The organism is Pseudarthrobacter sp. R1 (assembly GCF_024494415.1).
Lineage (GTDB): Bacteria > Actinomycetota > Actinomycetes > Actinomycetales > Micrococcaceae > Arthrobacter.
Genome location: NZ_JAMKFI010000011.1, coordinates 119905 through 143480, shown reverse-complemented (window position 1 = coordinate 143480; position 23576 = coordinate 119905). Strand labels below are relative to the sequence as shown.

21 protein-coding genes, 1 tRNA gene and 1 pseudogene are annotated in these 23576 nt (G+C 64.7%); 12 read left to right on the top strand and 11 right to left on the bottom strand.

Features of this window, described 5'->3' with window-relative positions; all coding sequences use genetic code 11:
* Nucleotides 1-39: 39 nt before the first annotated feature.
* Nucleotides 40-1224, bottom strand: coding sequence for a MarP family serine protease (locus M8J71_RS21650; RefSeq protein ID WP_256249911.1), 1185 nt, complete (start codon nucleotides 1222-1224; stop codon nucleotides 40-42).
* A gap of 184 nt (nucleotides 1225-1408) precedes the next feature.
* Between M8J71_RS21650 and M8J71_RS21645 the strand changes: the two genes are divergently transcribed.
* A complete protein-coding gene (locus M8J71_RS21645; protein WP_009359192.1) occupies nucleotides 1409-2086 on the top strand; it encodes a Crp/Fnr family transcriptional regulator in 678 nt (225 codons plus the stop codon).
* A 528-nt stretch (nucleotides 2087-2614) separates the two neighbouring features.
* Nucleotides 2615-2797 carry a hypothetical protein gene (locus M8J71_RS21640; RefSeq protein WP_240341920.1) on the top strand — a complete coding sequence of 61 codons (183 nt, stop codon included), beginning with the start codon at nucleotides 2615-2617 and terminating at the stop codon, nucleotides 2795-2797.
* On the opposite strand, the gene M8J71_RS21635 is transcribed toward M8J71_RS21640, so the two are convergent.
* From M8J71_RS21635 to M8J71_RS21625, 3 genes are read right to left on the bottom strand one after another with little or no spacing between them, the layout of a single operon-like run.
* A complete protein-coding gene (locus M8J71_RS21635) occupies nucleotides 2794-3705 on the bottom strand; it encodes an NUDIX hydrolase (RefSeq protein WP_256249910.1) in 912 nt (303 codons plus the stop codon). The genes M8J71_RS21640 and M8J71_RS21635 overlap by 4 nt on opposite strands.
* Before the next feature lie 14 nt (nucleotides 3706-3719).
* Nucleotides 3720-4253 carry a RidA family protein gene (locus tag M8J71_RS21630; RefSeq protein WP_256249909.1) on the bottom strand — a complete coding sequence of 178 codons (534 nt, stop codon included), beginning with the start codon at nucleotides 4251-4253 and terminating at the stop codon, nucleotides 3720-3722.
* Between the two features lies 1 nt (nucleotide 4254).
* Entirely contained in the window at nucleotides 4255-4410 is a 156-nt protein-coding gene (locus tag M8J71_RS21625; protein ID WP_144671455.1) for a DUF4177 domain-containing protein, read from the bottom strand.
* Nucleotides 4411-4447: 37 nt separating this feature from the next.
* Between M8J71_RS21625 and M8J71_RS21620 the strand changes: the two genes are divergently transcribed.
* From M8J71_RS21620 to M8J71_RS21600, 5 genes are all read left to right on the top strand, one after another.
* A complete protein-coding gene (locus tag M8J71_RS21620) occupies nucleotides 4448-6772 on the top strand; it encodes a transglycosylase domain-containing protein (RefSeq protein ID WP_256249908.1) in 2325 nt (774 codons plus the stop codon).
* A 4-nt stretch (nucleotides 6773-6776) separates the two neighbouring features.
* On the top strand, nucleotides 6777-7724 hold the full coding sequence (locus tag M8J71_RS21615) for a metallophosphoesterase (RefSeq protein ID WP_256249907.1): 948 nt from the start codon (nucleotides 6777-6779) through the stop codon (nucleotides 7722-7724).
* 211 nt (nucleotides 7725-7935) lie between these two features.
* Nucleotides 7936-9753, top strand: a complete 1818-nt coding sequence (locus tag M8J71_RS21610; RefSeq protein ID WP_256249906.1) for an ABC transporter ATP-binding protein — start codon at nucleotides 7936-7938, stop codon at nucleotides 9751-9753.
* Nucleotides 9750-11576 carry an ABC transporter ATP-binding protein gene (locus M8J71_RS21605; protein ID WP_256249905.1) on the top strand — a complete coding sequence of 609 codons (1827 nt, stop codon included), beginning with the start codon at nucleotides 9750-9752 and terminating at the stop codon, nucleotides 11574-11576. Before M8J71_RS21610 ends, M8J71_RS21605 begins: the two co-directional genes overlap by 4 nt.
* Before the next feature lie 75 nt (nucleotides 11577-11651).
* A tRNA-Pro gene (locus M8J71_RS21600) sits at nucleotides 11652-11728 on the top strand.
* A 148-nt stretch (nucleotides 11729-11876) separates the two neighbouring features.
* Here the strand turns inward: M8J71_RS21600 and M8J71_RS21595 are convergent.
* Nucleotides 11877-12104 carry a hypothetical protein gene (locus tag M8J71_RS21595; RefSeq protein WP_256249904.1) on the bottom strand — a complete coding sequence of 76 codons (228 nt, stop codon included), beginning with the start codon at nucleotides 12102-12104 and terminating at the stop codon, nucleotides 11877-11879.
* Nucleotides 12105-12232: 128 nt separating this feature from the next.
* Here M8J71_RS21595 and M8J71_RS21590 point away from each other — a divergent pair, with 128 nt between their 5' ends.
* Nucleotides 12233-13498 carry a helix-turn-helix domain-containing protein gene (locus tag M8J71_RS21590; protein WP_256249902.1) on the top strand — a complete coding sequence of 422 codons (1266 nt, stop codon included), beginning with the start codon at nucleotides 12233-12235 and terminating at the stop codon, nucleotides 13496-13498.
* Nucleotides 13499-13546: 48 nt separating this feature from the next.
* On the opposite strand, the gene M8J71_RS21585 is transcribed toward M8J71_RS21590, so the two are convergent.
* The gene (locus M8J71_RS21585) at nucleotides 13547-14485 is read right to left on the bottom strand and encodes a phosphoribosylaminoimidazolesuccinocarboxamide synthase (RefSeq protein WP_256249901.1); all 939 of its coding nucleotides are present in this window, start codon (nucleotides 14483-14485) and stop codon (nucleotides 13547-13549) included.
* 1 nt (nucleotide 14486) lies between these two features.
* Entirely contained in the window at nucleotides 14487-15803 is a 1317-nt protein-coding gene (purD, locus tag M8J71_RS21580; protein ID WP_256250096.1) for a phosphoribosylamine--glycine ligase, read from the bottom strand.
* A 94-nt stretch (nucleotides 15804-15897) separates the two neighbouring features.
* On the opposite strand from purD, the gene M8J71_RS21575 reads away from it, so the two are divergent.
* Nucleotides 15898-17472 carry a molybdopterin-dependent oxidoreductase gene (locus M8J71_RS21575; RefSeq protein WP_256249900.1) on the top strand — a complete coding sequence of 525 codons (1575 nt, stop codon included), beginning with the start codon at nucleotides 15898-15900 and terminating at the stop codon, nucleotides 17470-17472.
* 36 nt (nucleotides 17473-17508) lie between these two features.
* Nucleotides 17509-18525, top strand: a complete 1017-nt coding sequence (locus M8J71_RS21570) for an asparaginase (protein WP_256249899.1) — start codon at nucleotides 17509-17511, stop codon at nucleotides 18523-18525.
* Between the two features lie 26 nt (nucleotides 18526-18551).
* Here M8J71_RS21570 and M8J71_RS21565 read toward each other — a convergent pair whose 3' ends face one another.
* The gene (locus M8J71_RS21565) at nucleotides 18552-18923 is read right to left on the bottom strand and encodes a VOC family protein (RefSeq protein WP_256249898.1); all 372 of its coding nucleotides are present in this window, start codon (nucleotides 18921-18923) and stop codon (nucleotides 18552-18554) included.
* 134 nt (nucleotides 18924-19057) lie between these two features.
* On the opposite strand from M8J71_RS21565, the gene M8J71_RS21560 reads away from it, so the two are divergent.
* Nucleotides 19058-19435, top strand: coding sequence for a sterol carrier family protein (locus tag M8J71_RS21560; RefSeq protein ID WP_256249895.1), 378 nt, complete (start codon nucleotides 19058-19060; stop codon nucleotides 19433-19435).
* Nucleotides 19436-19444: 9 nt separating this feature from the next.
* On the opposite strand, the gene M8J71_RS21555 is transcribed toward M8J71_RS21560, so the two are convergent.
* Genes M8J71_RS21555 through M8J71_RS21545 form a run of 3 tightly spaced genes read right to left on the bottom strand, consistent with a single transcriptional unit; the run spans nucleotide 19445 to nucleotide 22595 of the window.
* Nucleotides 19445-20206 (bottom strand): SDR family oxidoreductase, encoded by a 762-nt coding sequence (locus tag M8J71_RS21555; protein WP_256249894.1) that lies wholly within the window; start codon nucleotides 20204-20206, stop codon nucleotides 19445-19447.
* 48 nt (nucleotides 20207-20254) lie between these two features.
* A complete protein-coding gene (locus tag M8J71_RS21550) occupies nucleotides 20255-20998 on the bottom strand; it encodes an aspartate/glutamate racemase family protein (RefSeq protein WP_256249893.1) in 744 nt (247 codons plus the stop codon).
* Between the two features lie 28 nt (nucleotides 20999-21026).
* Nucleotides 21027-22595, bottom strand: coding sequence for an NCS1 family nucleobase:cation symporter-1 (locus M8J71_RS21545; RefSeq protein ID WP_256249892.1), 1569 nt, complete (start codon nucleotides 22593-22595; stop codon nucleotides 21027-21029).
* Between the two features lie 309 nt (nucleotides 22596-22904).
* Here M8J71_RS21545 and M8J71_RS21540 point away from each other — a divergent pair.
* A pseudogene (locus M8J71_RS21540) lies at nucleotides 22905-23576 on the top strand (pyruvate dehydrogenase (acetyl-transferring), homodimeric type); the annotation flags it as partial.

The window sequence follows — 23576 nt, the reverse complement described above, 5'->3', positions numbered from 1 at the left end:
CGACCCGTGCCGGAGGCGCTGCTGCTTCTCGAGGGGCTGCTACTTCTGGATGCACTGCCCCGAGGAAACGGGGGCAGTCAACGACGGCGCCTGCGCCGCGACCGGGTTGAGGTCGTCCATGGTGATGGCGAATCCCATCTTTGCGTCCGACGTCGCCTTGGCGAAGATCACTCCAGCCACCTGGCCGTCGGTGGTCAGCAGCGGCCCGCCGGAGTTGCCCGGCTGGACGTTTCCAGCAAGCCGGTAGATCTCTTCCGGCGAGGGATTGCTGCCGTAGATGTCCGGCACCAGCACCGTAGTGATGTCCTGGACGGTGGCGGGGCGGGACTGGAAGGGGCCGCCATGCGGGTAACCTGCGAACGCGGCCGGGCTGCCACTGGGCAGGTCCGCGCTCAGTGCCAGCGGCTGGGCAGGCAGGTCATCGACCGCCAGCACCGCGAGATCGCGCCGGGTATCAAAGTAGACCACCCGGCCGGGCATCGCGCCGCCGTCGTGCATCTCCACGACGGGCTGCGACACGCCCGCCACTACGTGCGCATTCGTTACCACCCTGTCTTCGGAAACAACGAAGCCGGTGCCGGTCTGGTTCTGGCCGCACTGGTATGCCGTGCCGGCAATCCTCAGGACTGATTGTGCCGCCCTGTTCAGGGCCGGGGTGTCGGTACTGGCGTTCGGCACAGGCACTGTCGGGCCCTGTTCCAGGCCCTCAATCAAAGTGGGAATGCCGTTGCCGATGACTGTTGAGCGCAACTGGGCCATGGTGGCTTTTAAGGGGTCCGGCGTCAGGCCGTCGATGAAACGGATGACCCTGGATCCGGCCAGCTGCTGGGAAACGAAGGGCACGCCGAGGGAGCTGACGCTGAAGGCCAACATGGACATCACCAGCGCGGAGACCACCACGTTGACGGCGCCGCCCACCAGCCGGTCAACGGCCCGGAGGGGCCGAATCCGCACTGCGCCGCGGACTTGGCGGCCGATCATGGTTCCGAGGCCGTGCCCCAGAACCACCAGCGCGACGGCGGCGGCCACAATGGCGGTCAGCCTCCACCCGGAGTCCTCAACGAAGCCGCTCACAAGGGGGACCGCGAAGAATGCTGCCGCGGCTCCTGCAGCGAATCCGGCAATACCGCCAACTGTTACGAGGAAGCCGTTGCGCAGACCGTAGATCAGGTAGGACAGCAGCGCCAGGATCAGGACCAGGTCCAGGACAGTCAAGCCGACCACTAAGGCTCCTTATCAACAGTTGAAACCTCATTCTAGTGGCGTACGCTGACAATCTTCTGTGGGTTCCCTGCGCCCACCGCACCCGCCGTTCGGGCGTTTTGGCTGCCAAGTTCGTCACAGAACCTTGAAAATTCTGAAACAATGGCACAAGCGCCACAGCCGACACTTTTATTCAGGAGATTTTATGGACATCGAGGTACTGCGCCGAGCACCCCTTTTCGCCACGCTCGACGACGACGCATTCCGTCTGCTGACGGACGAGCTGACCGAGGTGGACCTTTCCCGCGGTGCTTCGGTTTTCCGTGAGGGCGACCAGGGCGACCAGCTCTACTTCATCGTTTCCGGCAAGGTAAAGCTTGGGCGTACTTCCCCCGACGGTCGGGAGTCCCTCCTTGCCATCCTCGGCCCGGGTGAACTCTTCGGCGAAATGGCCCTGTTTGATCCCAGCCCGCGCACGGCCACGGCCACCGCGGTCTCCGAAACCCGCCTGGCGGGGCTGAAGAATGAAAGCCTGAACAACCTGTTGCGCACCCGTCCCGAGGTTTCCGCACAGCTCCTGCAGGCACTTGCCCGCCGGCTGCGCCGCACCAACGATTCCCTGTCTGACCTGGTGTTCTCCGACGTTCCCGGCCGCGTCGCCAAGGCCCTCCTGGACCTCGCGGACCGCTTCGGCCGCCCCGCTACCGACGGCGTCCTGGTGGCCCATGAGCTCACCCAGGAAGAACTGGCCCAGCTCGTTGGAGCTTCCCGCGAGACCGTCAACAAGGCCCTGGCCGAATTCGTCCAGCGCGGCTGGCTGCGCCTCGAAGCCCGTGCCGTCGTCATCCTGGACATGCAGCGCCTCCGCCAGCGCTCCCGCTAGTCCCAGCAGCACAAAGGCCGCCCCGAGGGGCGGCCTTTTGCGTTTAACCCCGGAACGCCCCATCACATCCCGCAGCCTCCCACCCAATGCCCCATCACCTACTGCAGCCTCCCAGCAACCCTCCATCACCTACCGCAGCCTCCCATCCCAACGCCCCATCACCTACCGCAGCCTCCCAGCAACCCTTCATCACCTACCGCCGTCCTCCAGTCAGCCCTCCGTCGGCTACGGAAAGTGATGGCGCGTCAGCTCAAAACCCGCGGAAAGTGAGAGAGCGTCGGCCCAAAACCCGCGGAAAGTGAGAGAGCGTCGGTTCATGCTGCGGAAAGGTGATGGAGCGCCGAGGGGCGGCCTTTTGCGTTTAGTGAGAGAGCGTCGGCCCAAAACCCGCGGTAAGTGAGAGAGCGTCGGCCCAGAACCTGCGGGAAGTGATGGGGCGTTGGACCTGTGTGGGCTCCGGACAGCCGGGCGGAACCACGGCTCCTCGGGCCTGAACCGCGGTAAAATGAGGCCTAGAGGTGCTTGGCGATGTCCGTGGCTATGGCTGTTGTTTTGATCCTGTTGGGCCTGGCTTCCCTTGCCGCGGTGATCGGCACGGTGGTCCTGGTGATCAAGGACGGCCGGGGCCAGATTCCGCTGGAACCGCCTGTTCGGCCTTGGACCGCCGGGAACCTTCCGAGCCGCCCGTACTCCACGCTCCGCCGGATTTAGCGTTCGCGCTGGGGGTCCCCCGCGACGGTTTTCGCAGCTTCCACTTCGAGCAGCAGCCTGCCGTCCTCTTCCACGAGCTGCGGCTGGTACACATGGGCTTTGCGTTTATAGCTGAGGTACGCAATGCAGCCGTTCGCAGCCGCCATCTTTTCGAGCATGATCTCGGACCCGGGCACCAAGAGCTCGCCGAGGGTACGGCCCACGGTGTTTTCCTGGCCCACCTCGTCGCCGAGGGCTGTGGTGTCACGTTTGGCGATGAGATCAGCAGCGTTCACCCACCTGCCCCACACACCCTTGCCTTCCAGCAGTGTGGGCTGCTGGTTCAGGGGCACGGTGGCTGCGAAGTAGCGGGTGTCGAACCTGCGGTGGGCGAAGTCGGGGCTGCGCCAGTTCACGAGGGACTTCAGCAGGTCGGTCCGGACAGACAGCCCGCGCTTGGCCAGAACCTCCGGGAAGGTCTTTTCCTGTTCGGCAACGGCAAGGCGGGCGCGCATGAATTCCGGCGTGGACGTGGCCTCGACCGTACTCGCCATGTCGGCGCCGGCAAGCAGCACACCGGTTTCCTCAAAGAGTTCCCGGATGGCGCCCACCACGTGGCGCCGCGCCAGCCCGACGTCGTCCGTTCCCATCTGCTCAGCCCAATGCTGGGGTGAGGGGCCCAGCCAGCCGACGGGATCGTCGTCGGCAGCGTCCAGGGAACCGCCGGGGAACGCGAGGACCCCCAGCGGCGAGGAACCGGGCCGGTAGGCCAGCCACGTTTCCAGGCCGGTGGGGGAATCACGCAGCAGGACAACGGAGGAAGCGAGGCGCGCGGCCCGCGGGGTCCGTTCGCCGTGTTCGAGCCAGCTCTGCGCTGCCCCTTCAAGATCCTGGGGTAGTGCAAACAGGCGTCGGGCGAGCTGAGGCAAGGGAAGGACCGGTCCTAGCTGAATTCGGCGATCAGTTCGACCTCTACCGGAGAGTCGAGCGGCAGTACAGAAACGCCGACGGCGGAACGGGCGTGCTGGCCGGCGTCACCCAGTACGCGGCCCAGCAGTTCCGACGCACCGTTGATCACGCCGGGCTGTCCCGTAAAGGAGGGGTCAGATGAGACGAAACCCACAACCTTGACGATGCGCGTGATCCGGTCCAGGTCCCCGATGACGCTCTTGACGGCGGCGAGGGCGTTGACGGCGCATATTGCGGCGAACCGCTGTGCGTCCTCAGGGGAAACCGTGGGCTCATCCGCAAAGCCTTCGGTGCCGACGGAAACCTTTCCGGTGGCTTCGAGTTTGCCGTTGACGAAGGGCAGCTGTCCGGAGGTGTACACGTGGTTGCCGGAAATCACGGCGGGGACGTAGGAGGCGACCGGCGCGGCAACCTCAGGAAGTGAGATTCCCAACTCGGCAAGGCGCTGCTCAACAGCTGAGATCGGTGCGGCAGCGGTGCCGATCGGGGCTTCTGCGGAGGCGCTCATGCTACTGCTTCTCCCGCTTCAGGTAGGCAACCAGGCCGTTTCCTTCGGGTCCGGGGACTACCTGGACGAGCTCCCAGCCGTCGTCTCCCCACTGGTCCAAAATCTGCTTTGTGGCGTGAATAATGAGCGGAATCGTGGCGTACTCCCATTTGGTCATGAGAGAAAGACTAGTCCTTGCCGGTAAAGTGGAAAACATGGCGACTCGTAAGAACCCATTATTCGACACTGCCACCACCCTCGGAAAGATCCTAGTCTTCCTTGGCGTGAGTGCAATTTGCGGTGTCCTGGTAGCAGGCCTGCTGGTCCCCGCGGCAGCCGTCTCAGGCAGCGCGGCCAGCGGTTCGATCGAGTTCTTCGACACCCTTCCGGCGGAGCTGAAGGTCGATCCGCCCAACCAGACCACCCGCATCCTCGCAGCGGACGGCAGCGAGATCGCCAGCGTCTACAAGGAGAACCGTACCAAGGTTGCCCTGGACCAGATTTCGCCGTTCGTGAAGGAAGCAGTCATCGCAGTCGAGGACAGCCGTTTTTATGAGCACGGCGGCGTGGACACCACAGGTATCCTGCGTGCGCTGGTCAGCACTGCCCGCGGTAACCGGCAGGGTGCGTCCACCATCACGCAGCAGTATGTGAACAACGTCCTCAACTCCAATCTCGCCGCCGAAGGCCGGGACGAGGACATCAAGCTCAATGGCGTCAACAAGGGTGTGGGCGACAAACTCCGGGAAATGAAGCTGGCCATCGCCCTGGAGAAGGAGTTCAGCAAGGAGCAAATCCTTGAGGGCTACCTGAACATCGTCTTCTTCAACCGCGACGCGTACGGCATCGAAGCCGCATCCCGCTTCTTCTTCAGCACCTCCGCCAAGGACCTCACGCTCCCCCAGGCCGCACTGCTGGCCGGCCTGGTCAACAGCCCGTCCGCGTTCGACCCCATCAGCAACCCGGAGAACGCCAAGCAGCGCCGCGACCTGGTTCTGACCCTGATGCTCAACCAGGGCAAAATCACCCAGGCTGATTACGATGCCGCCGTCGCCACTCCGGTGGAGACCAAGGTGACGCAGCCCAAGCAGGGCTGCGCCTACGCTTCAACCGCCCCGTACTTCTGTGACTATGCCCTCCACTTGCTGGAGAACAACCCGGCCTACGGAGCGGATCTTGCAGAGCGGCAACGCCTTATTTACGGCGGCGGCCTGACCATCACCACCACGCTTGATCCGAAGGCACAGGCAGCGGCGCAGGAGCAGGTCAATGCCTCTGCCGGCGCCAACCCGGACAAGTGGGGCGCGGCAATGGTTTCGGTGCAGCCGAACACCGGCAAGATTGTCTCGATGGCCCAGAACACCACGTTCCTGCCGGCCGAAGGGTCCTTCGACTCGCAGGTGAACTTCAACGTGGACAAGCTGGACAAGGACGGCAACGACCTCAACGGCCTGGGCGGTGCACAGCCCGGCTCCACGATGAAGCCGTTCACCTTTGCCGAGTGGCTGAACGAGGGCAAGTCCATGAACACCGTGGTGAACGCAGCCCAGCGCCGCTACCCGCTGAACTTCCCGTGGCGCAACACCTGTGGCCAGGTCACCGGCGCCTACAACACCGCCCAGAAGGCACTCGGCGCGGCCGACGACCTGCAGAACGCCGAGCCGCAGTGGTACCGGCCCCTGTCCGTACTTGAGGGCCTCTACAACTCCATCAATACCGTGACTTTCGCCTCCGCCGCCCAACTGGACTTCTGCGGAATCCAAAAGATCGTTGACGCAACGGGACTCCATGGCGGGCTTCCGGCTGACGGCGAACCGAATCCCAAGATCAACATGTCAACGCTGGGCAACCTGCTGGGTTCCACGCAGACCGCCCCGCTGACCATGGCCAGTGCCTTCGCGACGTTCGCCAATGACGGAAAGTACTGCGAGGCCATCGCCATAACCTCCGTCACGGACCAGACCGGTGCGCAGCTTCCGGCACAGTCCACCAACTGCCGGGATGCGGTCAAGCCCGAGGTTGCCCGCGGCGTGAACTACGCCCTGCAGGAAGTCCTCAACCGCGGTTCGGGCTCGTTGATCCAGCCCCGGATCTCCACCCGCACCAGCTTCCCGATCGGCGCCAAGACCGGTACGTCCAACAACAACGGTTCCACCTGGGTTGTTGGCCACACCACCGGCCTCGCCACCGCTGCCTGGTTCGGTGACGCCCTGGGCGCCCAGGACCGCTCCGGCCAGAACATCACCGTCAACGGGAAGTTCTACCAGGGCATTGACGGTTACATGATCGCCGGGCCCATGTTCTCCAACTTCATGTCCCGGATCGCGCCCGCCTACGGCACGGAGCCCTTCCCCGCGCCGCCCAGCAACCTGCTGAACGGCGGCGGCGGAACCAATACGCGGACTCCCGCAACCACCGCGCCGAGGGCCACCCAGGCGCCGGCAGCCCCAGCGCCGGCAGCTCCACAGCCCGCCCCCGAGCCGAGCAGCAACGGCAATGGCAACGGGAACGGGAACAACAGCGGGAACAATGACGACTAGCCGCATGTTCTCAACCAGTGCATTGGCCAGCCGCGCCCGAACCATCGGGCGCGGCTTTGCCGTCACCGCCGGAGCCGGGACCGCGGCGGGTATGGCCGCTTTCGGTTATGGCCTGTGGGAGAAGAACCAGTTTGTCCTCCGCGAAGAAACGCTGGACATCCTGCCGCCCGGGCAGGCACCGTTCCGCATCCTGCACCTGAGCGACATCCATTTTGTCCCGGGCCAGAAAAAGAAGGCTGCCTGGCTGGAGTCCCTGGCCGGTCTTGAGCCGGACCTGGTGGTCAATACCGGCGACAACCTCAGTCACGCGAAGGCTGTGGACCCGCTCCTGCAGGCTCTCCGCCCCCTTCTGGAGTTCCCCGGCGTGTTTGTCCCGGGCTCCAATGACTACTTCGCGCCGAGTTTGAAAAACCCGGCTTCCTACTTGCTGGGACCCTCCAAGGCCAAGCCCAAACCCACGGTGCTGGACTGGCCGCGGCTGCGTTCGGGCTTCGGCATGAGCGGCTGGGTGGACCTGACCAACCGCCACCAGTCGGTGGTCCTGAAAGGGATCCGCTTCGACTTTTCCGGCGTGGACGATCCGCACTTGAACCGCGAACGCTACGCGGGTTGGCCCCGTGGCACCATCAACCAGAACGCCACCCCCCACTTAAAGGTCGCCGTCATCCACGCTCCCTACCAGCGCGTGTTGGACCACTTCACCGAGGACGGCGCCGACCTCCTGCTCGCGGGCCACACCCACGGCGGCCAGTTGTGCCTTCCCGGCTACGGCGCCCTCGTGTCCAACTGCGACCTCCCCACGTGGCGGGCCAAGGGGCTTAATGACTGGCAAAGCAACGGCAGTACGACGCCGGTCAACATCTCCGGCGGCATCGGCACCTCCCGCTTCGCCCCGGTCCGCATCGCGTGCAGGCCGGAAGCAGTCCTGCTCACCCTCATCTCGCCCAACTGACTCCGCTGCGCAATTACATCCCGTTTCGGTACGCAGTTTTGCGAACGGGGACTGATGGCGCAACGGGATGGCTTAGGCGCGGAAAGCATTGCGAAAAGCAATAACTGGCCCAGCTTCGAATGCGGTCCGGAAGCCTGTGAATCGGCTCACGCCATGGCATAGGGTAGTTGCTACGGGAAACTACATTCGTTTTAGAGCTTGAGAAGCGGGCATGGCCAAGCAAACTCCATTTTTTCGATCCATCAGCCGTCTCTACCCCCATGTCAGGCCGATCATCCCCCGGCTTCTCCTGGGACTTCTGTGCGCACTCCTGGCCAGCGTTGTTGCCCTGGCCATCCCCCAGGTCCTCCGGGTGCTGATCAATGAATCGCTTGGGCCGGGGGGAACCACTGAAGCGGTGTGGATCTCGGCCGGCCTCATCCTTGTGCTGGGTGTGGCTGAGGCCGGACTGGTGGCTCTCCGCCGGCAGTTCGTTATCAATCCGGCCACCTCTGTGGAGACGGGGATGCGGATTTCGCTGTATGACCACCTGCAGGACCTGACGGTCTCGTTCCATGACCGGTGGGGATCCGGCCAGCTCCTCTCCCGCGCCATGACGGACCTGAACTTCCTGCGCCGCTGGATGGCCTTCGGCGCCATCATGCTGGTGGTCACCACCCTCACGGTGATCATCGGCATTGGCGTGATGTTCGCCATGAGCTGGCAACTGGCCCTCATCTTCCTGGCCGCCGCCCTGCCCATCATGGCCTACAGTTTCCGGTTTCGGACCCGCTTCAGTAGGGTTGCCCGGCGCAGCCAGGACCAGGCGGGCGACCTTGCCACCACCGTGGAGGAATCCGTCCACGGCATCCGCGTCCTCAAGGCTTTTGGCCGCAGCCGGGAAGCCCTCGAAAACTTTGAGGAACAAGCCGAGGAACTGCGCCAGACGGAGATCGACAAGGCACGCCAGCAGGCAACCTTCACCATGGTGGTCACCCTGCTGCCGGAGCTCGCCCTGGGCGCGGGACTCGTTGTGGGCGTGATGCTGTGCGCCAGCAGCCAGCTGAGCATCGGCGCGCTGGTGGCCTTCTTTGCCACCGCAGCCGTCATCGCCTCCCCCGTTGAGTTCTCCGGCATGCTGCTGGCCATGGCACTCACGGCCAAAACCGCCGTCGACCGCCACTTCGAAGTGATGGATTCTGCCAACAGCATCACAAGTCCGCCTGAGCCGCGCTTGCCCGCCCACATCAGCGGTGCTCTCCGCTTCAACAACGCCACCTTCGCCTTCGAGGACGCTCCGGACAAGCCAATCCTGAAGGAGATCAACCTCGACCTCCGCCCCGGCGAAACGATGGCCCTGGTGGGAATCACCGGAAGCGGCAAGAGCGCCCTGATCCAGCTCGTGCCGCGCCTCTACGACGTCACGGACGGCTCCATCACCATCGACGGCGTGGACCTGCGGGACTTTGCCGTGGAGGAGCTCCGCCGCATCGTGGCAGTCGCCTTCGAGGACACCACGCTGTTCTCCAATTCGGTGCGCGACAACGTCCTGCTCGGGGCCCCGGTCCGCACTGATGCCGTCCTCGAGGAGGCCCTGGACGTGGCACAGGCGCACTTTGCGTACTCCCTGCCCGAGGGCCTGGACACCCTCATCGGCGAGGAAGGCCTCAGCCTGTCCGGCGGGCAGCGGCAGCGCATCGCCCTGGCCCGGGCCATTGCCGCACGCCCGAAAGTGCTGGTGCTGGATGACCCGCTGTCCGCCCTGGACGTCCACACCGAGGAACTCGTGGAAACGCGGCTCCGCGCCGTGCTGAAGGACACCACCACGCTGATCGTGGCCCACCGGCCGTCCACAGTTGCTTTGGCTGACCGGGTGGCGCTGCTGGAGGACGGCCGCATCACCGCCGTCGGAACCCACACGGAACTGCTGGCCGGCAACGACCATTACCGCTACGTCATCGCCAGCCTTGACCAGGAACCACGGGACCTGGACTCCGAGCTGTCGGAGCTCAAAGAAGCGGGTATCCAGGCAGAGGAAGTCACCCGATGAGCACTGCAACGTTCGGCACCGCCAACGAAGACAACGCGCACCTCAGCAAGAGCGACAGCAGGGCCGTACGACGCCGGTCGCTGGCACTGCTGCGCTCCCTCATCCGGCCTGTCCGGCTGCGGTTCTGGCTGACGATAGCCACGGTGGTCCTCTCCCAGGCCGCCCGGGTGGCCGGCCCGGCGCTGATCGCCTTCGGCATCGACAACGCGCTGCCCGCCCTGCAGGCCGGAGACAATCTGCCCCTGGTGCTCACCGGCGTCGCCTATCTGCTGGCGGCCATCGCGACGGCGGGACTCACCGCCCTGTACGTGACCTCCACTGCGAAGTTGAGCCAGGCCATGCTGCTGGACCTGCGCCTTCGGGTTTTCCGGCACACCCAGCGGTTGAGCCTTGAGTTCCACGAAAAGTACACATCCGGCCGGATTATTGCCCGGCAGACCTCAGACCTGGAGGCTCTCCGCGAGCTCCTGGATTCCGGCGTCAGCTCTTTGACGTCCGGCCTGCTGTTCATGATTTTCACCGCAATAACGGTGTTCGCCCTGGACTGGCGCAGTGGCCTGCTGGTGCTTGCCGCAGGCGTGCCCATGTACTTCCTGGCCCGCTGGTACCAAAAGCACTCCCAGATCGCCTTCCGGGAGTCGCGGGTGGTGTCTGCCCGGCTGATCGTGCACTTCGTGGAGACGATGACCGGGATCCGGGCAGTGAAGGCCTTCCGCAAAGAACGCGAAAACGCCGAACGTTACGGGAAGCTCGCGGAGGACTACAGGCTGGTCACCGTCCGGTCCATCAACCTCAACGGGATCTTCCAACCGGGGCTGGTGCTGATCGGCAACGTCTGCGTTGCCGTGGTCCTGCTTTTCGGCGGATTCCGTGTCCTCACGGGCGATCTTGCGGTGGGTGTGCTGCTGGCCCTCATCCTTTCCACCAAGAGGTTCTTCCAGCCGGTGGACCAGATGGCGATGTTCTACAACTCCTTCCAGAGTGCCCAGGCAGCGCTGGAAAAGGTGTCCGGCCTCCTGGAGGAAGTCCCAACAGTGCGGCCACCCAAGAATCCTGTCGCCCTGAAGAACGCCAAGGGCTCGATCGACTTCAAGGACGTGGAATTCCGCTACGGCGATGGCCCGGTCATCGTCCCCACCCTGAACCTGCACATCCCTGCGGGCCAGACCGTTGCCCTGGTGGGCCAGACCGGCGCCGGAAAATCCACCCTGGCCAAGCTGATAGCCCGCTTCTACGATGTTTCTTCCGGCTCCCTAACGCTGGACGAAGTGGACCTGCGCAACCTCAGCACCACGGACCTGAGGCGAAACGTCGTGATGGTCACCCAGGAGGCCTTCCTGTTCAGCGGCTCCGTTGCAGACAACATCGCCCTGGGCCGGCCGGAAGCGTCACGTGCCGAAATCGAGGAAGCGGCCAAGGCCGTGGGAGCACACGAATTCATCCTTGACCTCCCTGAAGGCTATGACACGGACGTCAACAAGCGCGGCGGCAGGGTGTCATCAGGGCAACGGCAGCTCATCAGCTTTGCCCGGGCGTTCCTGGCCCGCCCGGCCGTGCTGATCCTGGACGAGGCAACATCCTCACTGGACATCCACTCGGAAAGGCTGGTGCAGAGCGGCCTTGCCCGGCTGCTGGCGGGCACGGACGCTGCCCGCAGGACCGCCCTGATCATTGCCCACCGGTTGTCCACCGTAGAGACGGCGGACCGGGTGCTGGTGGTTCACGACGGCCGCATAGTGGAGGACGGGTCGCCCGCAGATCTGATCGGTGGCGGCGGACGCTTCGCCGACCTGCACGGGGCATGGAAGGACTCGCTGGTCTGACCGCCCGCCCTGACGGCGGATTTCGCATCAGGCACCGGTATCGGCTATTCTTGTAAAGTTGCTTTTGCAGCGGATCGGGATGTAGCGCAGCTTGGTAGCGCGCTTCGTTCGGGACGAAGAGGTCGCAGGTTCAAATCCTGTCATCCCGACCAAACAAAAAGAGGGTCTCCTTACGGAGGCCCTCTTTTTGCATTCCCGGCAGCATTCCCGGCAACCTGACCGGATGGGCTTTACAGAAAAGGAAAGGCCCCGGAGCAAATGCTCCGGGGCCCACCCCCGCCTCCCTAGTTGAGGAAGCTACTAAACCGGGTCAGGCCAGTTGCCCGTGTAGGCGGTGTAGCCTGTGCCAGTGCTGCCGGACTTCTTCTCCTTGACCGGCTGAGATACAGGATCCGGCCAGTTCCCGGTCCTCGCTACAGAGACCTGTCCTGTGTCGGCGATGGAACCTGCAGACAAGACGGCCGGAGCCGCCGCAGAAAACGCCAAGGCCCCAGCCAGCGCGGCTGCCGCTGCAATCTTCTTCAACATATATGTTCCTCAATACGAGTCGGATTCGTTACAAAGCCAGCACTGTCCTTGTTGACATACATTGTAAAATGTTTTCCACAGGGGCTGTCAAGCGCTAAACGGAAACCTGTGCAGAAAGGAGGAACCCCGTGGGCAACGGATTCGGGGAGAAGCTCCGGGCGGAGCGACTCGAACGGGGGCTAACACAGGCTGAACTGGGCAAGGACCTGTATTCACCCAGCTACATTTCTCTACTGGAAACGGGCCGTAGAGAGCCAACAGCGGAGGTCATTGAAGAACTGGCACGCAGGCTGGAACTTGCGCCCAAGGCGTTGGAGGCCTGGAGCCAGCCGATCACCCTCAGCGACGCTGAATACGTTCTGGCCGGCCTGTACGCCCGCCAGGCCTGGGACCTGCGGGATTACCCGCTCGCCGCAAGCCATGCTGCTGCAGCTGCACAAATAGCATTGGACGGCAGAAACACCAGCGCCTGGTGGAACATGAGTTACATGCAGGCCGAGTGCCTGCTGAAGCATGGCGACCTGCTTGAATGCAGGCAGCTGGTGGAAAGGCTGCTCGAACACCCGATGGCAAAGGAGTCGGTGGGTTTGGGCGCGCGTGCCCGCCAGATGCTCGCCGTCGTCTACCAGCGCCAGGGCCAGCTCACGGTTGCCGTGGACCATGCACTGGAAGCCGTCGCCTTCGCCGCGCAGTTGCCCAAGGGCTCAATCATTACTGTCGGAGCACTGCGGGCGCTGATCGGCGCGTTGGCTGAAAGCGGCCGCCTGGATGAAGCCTGGAAATATTGCCAGGAATTGCTCGCGCAGGTAGATGAGGACGCCATGTCCCAGCTTGCCGGCGAGGTGGCCTGGGTCATCGGGAACGTGGCGTTCATGCGGCACGATTATGTCGAAGGCGTCAAGCACCACGAACGGGCCGCGAAACTGCTGTCACCGGCGAACGATATCGAGTTGTGGGCCCGTTTCAACAAGGCTTCCGCAGCGGTACGGCTGTCGTCCGGAATAGTGGAGCCTGAAACGCTGTCGTCCATCGAGCGGGCTGAGCTTGCCTTTTCCATCGTCAGTGGAACCAAGAGCGATGAGCTGGAGGTCGCCTTTATCCGCGCCCGCTGGCTGTACCTCACCGGCGATATTGTTGCCGCCGTCGAGAAGCTCCGGGAAATCCACGCCGAGCGCGACGCCCTCGCCAAGCACACGGCAGGAGAAGTTTCCCTCCTCCTGGGCAAGTCGCTGAAGGCGGCCGGCGAGTCGGACGAAGCCCTGGTGTACCTCGAGGAAGCCCAGAAGGCCTTCAGTGCGGCAGGAGCGGCAGACCGCGTCCAGCAGGCACTGGACGCGGTCCTGGAAATTAAACTGGCCAAAAAGCGGGCAGCGGCTGCCACCGCGGCCAGTTAGGCAGCACACCGTTCGCCGGGAGCAGCTGGGGCTCCGGCAGCGACGGTATCAGGCGAAGGTTTTTCCGGTCAGTTTCTCGTAGGCCTCAACGTAGCGGCTGCGGGTACGTGCGATGACCTCTTCCGGAAGCGCCGGCGGAGGCGTATCGGAAGCCTTGTCCCACCCCGATTCGGCCGATGTCAGCCAGTCCCGGACGTACTGCTTGTCATAGGAAGGCTGTGCCCGTCCCGGCTGGTAAGTGGCGGCGTCCCAGAACCGGGAGGAATCCGGGGTCAGGACCTCATCACCCAAGGTGATGGAGCCAGAGACGGGATCGTAGCCAAACTCCACCTTGGTGTCGGCCAGGATGATGCCGCGCTCCCGGGCAACCGCCTCCGCCGTCGTATAGATCTGCAGGGTGAGGTCGCTCAACCGGGCAGCGATATCGTCACCAACCATAGCCACGACGGCGTCGTAGGTAATGTTTTCGTCATGCTCGCCCACTTCCGCCTTGGCCGACGGGGTGAAGATGGCCTGCTCCAGCCGGGAGCCGTCCACCAGGCCCTCGGGCAGCGGAATGCTGCATACCGTTCCGGACGAACGGTACTCCTGCAGCCCGGAGCCCGTAAGGTAGCCGCGGGCGATGCACTCCACGGGAAACATGTCCAGCTTCTTGCAGATCATTGCGCGGCCTTCGACGGCCTCGGGCACGCCGTCCTCCACCGTGGAACCAAGCACGTGGTGCTCCACATCCAGCTGGTCAAACCACCACAGGCTCAGCTGCGTGAGGATGCGTCCCTTGTCGGGGATCTCGCTCGCGAGGACATGGTCGAACGCGCTGATGCGGTCACTGGCCACCACCAGCACGCAGTCCTGGCCAACGCGCCGGAGGATGGACTCGTCGGCCGGTTCGTACAGGTCACGGACCTTGCCGGAGTAGACGTGCGTCCACCCCGGCAGGTCCAAGGTCCGGGCATTGAAACCGCGCGCTGCAGGAATGTCGCTCATGCTAGGCCTTCGCTTTCGTCACAGGCAGGGAACTGGTGGATGCGGACGGGACCTTGATCTCGCCACGGGCAGCCTTGCCGCCGATGTCACTGCGGAACTGCGAGCCTTCCAGCTGAACCAGCTCCACGCCGTCGTACGCTTTTTCGCGTGCCTCCACCAGGTCGCTGCCGAGCGCGACAACCGCGAGCACGCGGCCACCGGCGGAAACCACCTTGCCGTACTCGTCAAAGGAGGTGCCGGCGTGGATCACGTGCACGCCCTCCAGCTCCTCCACCTTTTTCAGCCCGCGGATGCGGTCGCCGGTGCGCGGAGTGTCAGGGTAGTTTTCGGACGCGACGACGACGGCGACTGCCGTTTCCTTCGCCCACCGCAGCTCTTCTGCCTTGTCCAGTTCGCCCTTGGCGGCTGCCAGGAGCAGGGCACCGAGGGGCGTCTTGAGCCGGGCCAGCACGGCCTGGGTTTCCGGGTCCCCGAAGCGGACGTTGAATTCGATGACGCGGGTGCCGCGCGAGGTCAGCGCCAGCCCCACGAACAGTACGCCTACAAAGGGGGTTCCGCGGCGGGCCATTTCGTTGACGGTGGGCTGGGCCACCCGGTCAATGACTTCCTGGACAAGGCCTTCGGGCGCCCATTCCAGCGGGGTGTAAGCGCCCATGCCGCCGGTGTTGGGTCCTTCGTCGTTGTCGAAGATGCGCTTGAAGTCCTGGGCCGGTGAGAGGGGCACGGTGTTCTGGCCGTCGCAGAGGACAAAGACGGAAACCTCGGGGCCGTCCAGGAACTCCTCGATCACCACCGAGCCCCCGGCGTCAAAGCAGGACTGTGCATGGGCCAGGGCTTCGTCGCGGTTCCTGGTGACCACCACCCCCTTGCCGGCGGCGAGTCCGTCGTCCTTCACCACATAGGGCGCACCGAAGGTGTCCAGGGCTGAGGCGGCTTCGTCGGCGTTGGTGGCCACCATGGCCATGGCCGTGGGTACACCGGCCTCGGCCATGATTTCCTTGGCGAATGCCTTGGAGGCTTCGAGCTGGGCGGCCGCTTTGCTGGGGCCAAACACCGGGATCCCTGCTGCGCGGACGGCGTTGGAAACGCCCGCTGCGAGCGGCGCCTCCGGGCCCACCACCACGAGGTCCACGGTGAGCTTGGTGGCCAGGGCGGCTACGGCGTCGGGATCATTGCCGTTGATCTTGTGGGTGGGGACCAGCTTGCTGATGCCGGCATTGCCGGGAGCTGCATGGACCTCGGACACGTTGGGGTCGGCGAGCAGGGAGCGGACAATGGCGTGTTCGCGGCCTCCGGGGCCGATGACGAGTACCTTCACAGTCTCCAAGGGTACTTTGTGCACCCTGCCCCCTCCTAAGCTGTGTCAGCCGCGGTAAAACAATCCCTGGGGCGGTCCGCTACGAAGCATTGTTATGAAAAAGCTCCTGAACTGGCTCAAAGGTCCCCCTGCCCTGGCTGCGCTGGCAGGCGTGGTGGCTGCTGCCGTCGTCCTTGCCGTGGCTGAGCTGGTGGGAGCGTTTTTCACTGCCCGGGCCACACCCGTGCTCGCGTTGGGGTCCACCTTCATTGATTTCACGCCGCCGTGGATGAAGGACTTCGCGATCGCCACGTTCGGCACCAATGACAAAGCCGCCCTTTTTGTGGGCATGGGACTGACCATTGCCGTCCTCGCCTGCGTGCTGGGCGTGGTGGCATACCGCCGCTGGGCGCTGGGCGTTCTGGGCGTCCTGTTTATGGGTGCGGTCATCGTGGCCAGCGTGGTGACCCGGGCAGGCGTAAACCCGGTGGACGCCATCCCGTCCGTGCTGGGGACCCTGGCCGGCCTGGCGGCCCTGCGGTTCCTGGTCGCCCCGCTGTGGACGGCGAAAGCCTGGCCCGAAGCCCCCGCCGACGTTGCCGGCGACACATCCCGCCCGGGAGCAAGCCGCCGTCGCTTCTTCGCCGCGGCCGGAATCACTGCCGCCGCGGCGGGCATTGCCGCCACGGGTGGCCGCCTCCTGAGTGCCGCACGCAGCAACATCGCCAAGGCGCGGGAGGCCCTGCAGCTTCCCACGCCGGCAAAGGCGGCGGCCGCCGTTCCAGCCGGCGTCCAGTCGCCGGTGCCGGGCGTCACGCCGTGGGTGACGCCCAACGGCGAGTTCTACCGCATTGACACCGCCCTCAGCGTCCCGGAAATCAACGCGGACGAATGGGAGCTCCGGGTGCATGGGCTGGTGGAGGAGGAGTTCCGGCTTACGTTCCAGGACCTGCTCGACGCCGACCTCATCGAATCGCACGTCACGCTCACTTGCGTCTCCAATCCCGTGGGCGGAAACCTCGCCGGCAACGCCAAATGGCTGGGCCTGCCCATCCGCGAGGTGTTGAAGCGGGCAAAGCCGAAGGATGGTGCGGACATGGTGCTCTCCACCTCCATTGACGGCTTCAGCGCGTCCACCCCGCTCGAGGTCCTCCAGGACGACCGGGACGCCATCCTGGCCATCGGCATGAACGACGAGCCGCTACCCCTCGAGCACGGCTACCCCGTGCGCATGGTGGTGCCGGGCCTCTACGGATTCGTCTCTGCGACCAAGTGGGTGGTGGACCTCGAAGTGACCAGGTTCGCCGACAGCAAGGCCTACTGGACCGACCGCGGATGGTCTGAGCGCGGGCCCATCAAGACGATGGCGCGCGTGGATGTGCCCAAGTCCTTCGCGAAAGTTGCCGCCGGGAAAGTTGCTGTGGGCGGCACTGCCTGGGCCCAAACCCGCGGCATTACCAAAGTGGAGATCCAGATCGACAACGCAGAGTGGGTGGAGGCGGCCCTGTCCGCCGAGGCGTCCCTCATCACCTGGCGCCAGTGGTCCTATGAATGGGACGCCACCCCCGGGCCTCACTACATCAAAGTGCGCGCCACCGACGGCTCCGGCGAGGTGCAGACGGACCAGCGGGCCGACCCCGTTCCCGACGGCGCCTCCGGCTGGCAGTCGGTGATGGTGACCGTGGAGTAGCCCGGCTTCCGCGAAGCAGGCCCCTAGACTGGCAACATGCCGCATAATCCCCACGCCACCTTCACCGTGGACTCCGCCGTCGAACTGGCCGTGATCGAGCGCAGCGGCTTTGTTGAGTCCCGGCACATCGGCTCGGCCGTGCTGCTGGCGGCGGACGGGTCCGTCGTCACGGAGCTTGGCGATATCAACACACCAATCTTCGCCAGGTCCGCGCTAAAACCGTTCCAGGCACTGGCCTCGATGCAGTCCGGCGTGCCGCTCCGCGGAGCACAGGTGGCACTGGCATGCGCGAGCCATGTGGGTTCACTTGACCACATGGACGTGGTGTCCGGCATGCTCAAGGCGGCCGGCGTGCGCGAGGACCAGCTGCAGTGCCCGGAAGCGTGGCCCCAGGATGAAACCGCACGCAACTGGCTGGTGCGCTCCGAACGCGGAAAATCGCGCCTGGCGTTCAACTGTTCCGGCAAGCATGCGGCCTTCCTGTGGGCATGCACCGAGAACGGCTGGGATACGCACAGCTACCTCGAGCCCAACCATCCCCTGCAGCAGCGGGTCCGCACGGTCATCGAGGAGTACACGGGCGAAAAGATCGCCCACCTGGGAATCGACGGCTGCGGAGCCCCCGTGGCCGCAGTGTCACTCAAAGGCCTGGCGCGCGGCTTTTCGCAGCTGGCCAAGGCGCCCGGCGACCAGAGCTTCAACGCCCGGGCCGCCACTATCGCAACCTCGATGCTTGACTACCCGTGGGCGGTGCAGGGCCGTGGCGAGGCCAACACCCTGGTGATGGACGAGCTGGAGATCATCGCGAAGGTCGGTGCCGAAGGCGTCCTCGCCATGGCCACACCGCAGGGTGTCTCCGTGGCCGTCAAAATATTGGACGGTAATGTCCGGGCCACCTCGCTGGTGGCCCTGACGCTTCTCGCGGCTGCGGGCGCGGTGGAGATTCCGGGGGTTGCGAGCGTCCTCGAGAAAGTGGTGGAGCCGGTGCTGGGCGGCGGCCGCCCGGTGGGGCAGATCCGTCTTGGCCCGGCAGTTTCCGCGCTCCTGGACTGAGTGCCGCTTCACCGGAAGTCGCTGGTTCAGACGTGCTGGTCCACGATCACCGGATTGCCGTCCGGATCAACCACGATGAAGCTCGCCGGCCCGGTGGTTCCTTCCTCAGCTTCCGCCAGGAACGGAATGCCCTGGCCCTGAAGTTCGCGCTGGAGCTCACGCACATCCGTGAAGGTCTCCAGCGGCTGTGCGTCCTGGCCCCATCCGGGGTTGAAGGTCAATGCATTCTTCTCCAGCATTCCCTGGAAGAGGCCGACGACGGCCTGGCCGTTTTTCAGGATCAGCCAGTTTTGGGAAATCTCGCCTGCGAACCGGATGAAGCCGAGTTTTTCGTAGAACGCCGCTGAGGCCTCGATGTCCTTGACGTTGAGGCTGACGGAAAATGCGCCGAGCTGCACGGGTAGCTCCGTTCTGTTCTGACGATGTTGCTACCGATGCTACCCGGGGCCCGGCCGCGATTCCGTCCCTCCGACCGTCCGCGGTACCCTGATTGCCTTTGCCCCTGAAACCCAACGTGAAAGAAGCCGGAAACATGCCAGTAGCCCGCCGTCGCATCGACGTTCAAGAAGGCGCCGCAGCGGTGGAGGCGTGGCGGAAAGCCGCGGAGCCGCCGTCGGACGCTCCCGTTCCACGGGCCATCCTGGCCACTGCTGTACGGTACACGCTGGAGGAAGTCACTGCACGGGCGCCGGGCAATTCCGTGGAGGTGCGGGTCCCGCCCTTCGGTGTCACGCAGTGCGTGGAGGGGCCGAGGCATACCCGCGGAACGCCGCCCAACGTCATCGAGTGCGACGCCGCCACCTGGCTGGGGATGGTGACGGGCCGGTTGAGCTGGGCGGAGGCAGTCGCTGCCGGCAAGGTGGCCGCCTCCGGCCTGCGCGCGGACCTCTCTGCGCTGCTGCCGCTCTAGCCCAAATACTCAGCCGCGGCCGATGAAGGGCATACCCGCTGCCGTCACCACCACTGACCCAACACTGGCCGTTGGAGGCATGCTGGCCATCATCAGGACCGCACGGGCGGCATCCTCAACAGGAAAAGTGGGTTCAATCCGGCGGCTGCCGTCAGCTTGGAGCGCGCCCTCGCCCACCCCGATGGTGTCCATGATCTCCGTGGCCGTGTTGCCGATGTCGATCTGCCCGCACGTGATCCCGAAGCCCCGCCCGTCCAGCTCAATGCTTTTGGTGAGGCCTGTCATGGCGTGCTTGGTCACGGCGTAGGCCACCGTCCGGGGCCGGGGCGAGTGGGCGGAGATGGAGCCGTTGTTGATGATCCGTCCGCCCTGGGGTTCCTGCGCCTTCATGGCCCGGACTGCGGCCCCGGCGCACAGCATGGAACCGGTGAGGTTCACCGCCACCGTGGCGTCCCAGTCCTCCAACGAAATCTCATCCACGCTCGCCGCCGGCCCGAACACCCCGGCGTTGTTGAACAGCAGGTCCACCCGCCCCCACCGCCGGCGGACGGCCTCGAAAAGATGCTCGACGTCGTCGGGCCGGGTGACGTCGCACGTGACCGGAAGCGCGTGCTCGTGTCCGCCTGCTGTCTCAACAAGTTGCGCCTCGCGCCGCCCGGCGAGGGCGACGCCATAGCCATCGGCCAGGAGCAGGCGGGCCACTGCCCGGCCGATTCCCGAACCCGCTCCGGTCACCACCGCGACGCGCCCGGGCTGCTGGGGTTGGTTCACAATCTTCTCCTGTACTGCCGATCAAGCCGCCATGCCTGAAGGGAGCGGCTAAACTGACGCCGGCACGTCCGTGCTGTTCAGCGGCCAGCCTATGACGGTTTTGGGCCGCGGTGCAGCGTAGGTCCGGACCTTGGATGTGGACAGCCGCATCCGGACCAGGGATTCGGCAATCGCCACGGCTGACGCCACACCATCCACCACCGGCACCCCCGCGCGCTGCCGGATCTGCTCATCCAGGCCGGCCATCCCGCCGCACCCGAGCACAATCACCTCGGCTTTGTCCTGGGTTACGGCCAGCATGGCCTGGTTGATGATCGCTTCCACCGCGCGCTCCGGTTCCTCCTCCAGTTCCAGGACGGCCATACCGCTGGCCCGGACCGAGGCGCAGCGGGCGTCCAGGCCCGCCAGCTTGAGCCGGTCCTCGATGAGCGGGACGGTCCGGTCCAGGGTGGTGACCACCGAGTACTTGTGGCCCAGGAACATCGCTGTGCTGGCCGCGGCCTCGGTGATGTCCACCACCGGAACGTCCAGCAGCTCCTGCAGCCCCTCCCGTCCGTGCTCGCCATAACCGGCCTGGACGACTGCGTCGAACGGCTCCGGGTAGCGGGTCACCGCGTCCATCACGGCGATGGCTGCCAGGTAGCTTTCGAAGTTGCCTTCACAGGAGTCGGCACCAAAGCGGGGCGTTATCCCCACGATTTCGGTTCCGGGCGCCGCAATGCTGCGTGCCTGCGCGGCGATGGAGCGGGTCATGGACTCGGTGGTGTTGACGTTGGCAACGAGTATGCGCATTGGGGTTTCCTTATTCGGTGGTGCTGGCTCAGTGGGTGCTGGCGACGGCGATCGCCTCGCCGTCGCGGTCTTCCAGCCGCTGCGACCGGTCCGCGATGGAGAAATACACCACCGCTGCGATGCCGGCGGCGAAGAACCACGCGAAGGGTGCTGCCGAGGCAAGTGCAGGTACGAACGCAATAAGGAGTGCGACGACGGCGGCCGGCACCATGGCGATAATCGCCCTCGGGTTGACGCCGTTCCGGTAGTAGTACGTTCCGGCCTCGGAGGCGGTGTACAACTCGGGGACGTTGACTTTACCGCGCCGGATCAGCCAGTAGTCCGCCATCACCACGCCGAACAGGGGGCCGAGCAAGGCACCCAGGCCGCCCAGGAAGTACACAATCACCAGCGGGTTGTTGTAGAGGTTCCATGGCAGGATGACCAGGCCGATGACCGCGCTGACGATGGCCGCCTTACGGAAGTTCAGCCGCTTGGGGAACAGGTTTGTCAGGGCGTAGACAGGCGCCACGAAGTTGGCCATGAGGTTGACCGCGATGGTCAGGATCAGCAGGGCGAGGCAAGCCAGCACAAGGAAGAGCGTGTTGGGAATCGTCTGGACGATGTCCGAGGGGCTTTCGATGATGGTGCCATTGATTTTGAACTGCCCGCCGGCCATGACCACAACGATGGCGCCGAAAACGAGCATGTTGATGGGGATGCCCCAGAAGTTTCCGCGGACCACAGCCTTCTTGGAAACGGCGGAGCGGGTGAAGTCGCAGAAGTTCAGGACGAACGTGCCGTAGATGGAGACCCACAGGGCACCGCCGGCGAAGATGGTCAGCCACATCTCGGGCCCTTCGAGGGCGTTGTCCGAGGACCAGGCTATGGCGCCGCCGGCTTCGATGAAGATCCAGACGGCGATGGCTGCCATGGTGGCCAGGATGACCGGGCCGGCGAAGGCCTCGTACTTGCGGATCATCTCCATGCCGAAGCTGACGATGACCAGCTGGACCACCCAGAGGATGACAAAGGCGATCCAGCCCAGGGTGGACAGCCCAAGAATGGAGTCCTTGTCCAGGGCGCCGAGGGACGGGAACATTGCCACAAGCATCACGCGGAAGACCACGGACGCAAGGTAGGTCTGGATGCCGAACCAGGCAACGGCGACGGCTCCGCGGAGCAGGCTGGCAATCTGGGCTCCGCGGATGCCGAAGCTGATCCGGCTCATGACCGGGAACGGAACGCCGGTTTTGACGCCCATGAAGCCGGAAAGGTTCAGGAGGCCGAAGAGCAGGGCCGCTCCGATGCCGAGGGCGAGAAGGATCTGCCAGCCGCCGAGCCCCAAAGCGAACAGCCCGATGGCGAAGGCATAGTTGCCGAGGCTGTGGACATCGTTGGCCCACAGGGTGAAGATGCTGTAGCCGGACCAGCTTCGGCCGGCACGTTTGGTTGGGGCAAGGTCTGCGTTGTAGAGGGTTGGGCTGATGGCCTGGCCGGATGCTGTGCTGGCTGATTCGCACAGGGCTTCAACAGTAACGGAGGCGTGTGCGGGGGCGACTGACGGCGCTGTCAGGTCGGGAGCCGCGTCAACGCCCACCGGTGGAGGGGTCTGCATAAGGGTCTCAATTCTGGGAGGATCCGCGGTGGTGAGACCGGCCCTGGTGGCCGTTTCTGTTATTCCACGTTGCGGAATCAAGATATTGAATAGTGAAATAAGAGTATGACCTGCATCACGCATGGTCAAGCAGCTCCGAGAGCCGTCCCGGTCACAATTGGTTCAATCACGAAGCCCGACGGCCCGGAGCAGTGTACGCGGGTGCTCCTGTTGACCCGCCCCCACGGTCTCGCTAATCTCGTATAGCAATAATGTTTTCTCACAATACGAAAACATGAAGCCAGCATTCAAAGATGAAAAGAGGCTGCCGTGGCTGCAGGAGAAGATACCTCCCATATCCTCAGCGGGTTGACTAACCAGCTGCCTGATCGTGATCCGGAAGAGACCGCCGAGTGGGTTGAGTCCCTGGATTCGTTGATCAGGGAACAGGGTACCAGAGCGTCGGGGTGCCGATGGTGACCACCACCGATTACGTGAACACCATCCCGGTGGACCAGGAAGCGCAGTTCCCGGGCAACGAGGAGTTCGAGCGCCGGTACCGGGCGTACATGCGGTGGAACGCCGCGGTGATGGTGCACCGGTCCCAGCGGCCGAACATCGGCGTGGGCGGGCACATCTCCACCTACGCCGGCGCTGCGACCCTGTACGAGGTGGGCTTCAACCACTTCTTCCGCGGTAAGGACCACCCCGGCGGCGGTGACCAGGTCTTCTTCCAGGGCCACGCCTCCCCCGGCATGTACGCGAGGGCGTTTATGGAAGGCCGGCTCTCCGAGGAGGACCTGGACGGGTTCCGGCAGGAAAAGTCCCGCGAGGGCCACGCCCTGTCCTCCTACCCGCACCCGCGGCTGATGCCGTCGTTCTGGGAATTCCCCACGGTCTCGATGGGCATCGGGCCGATGAACGCGATCTACCAGGCCCAGTCCAACCGCTACCTGCACAACCGGGGCCTGAAAGACACCTCGGACCAGCAGGTCTGGGCGT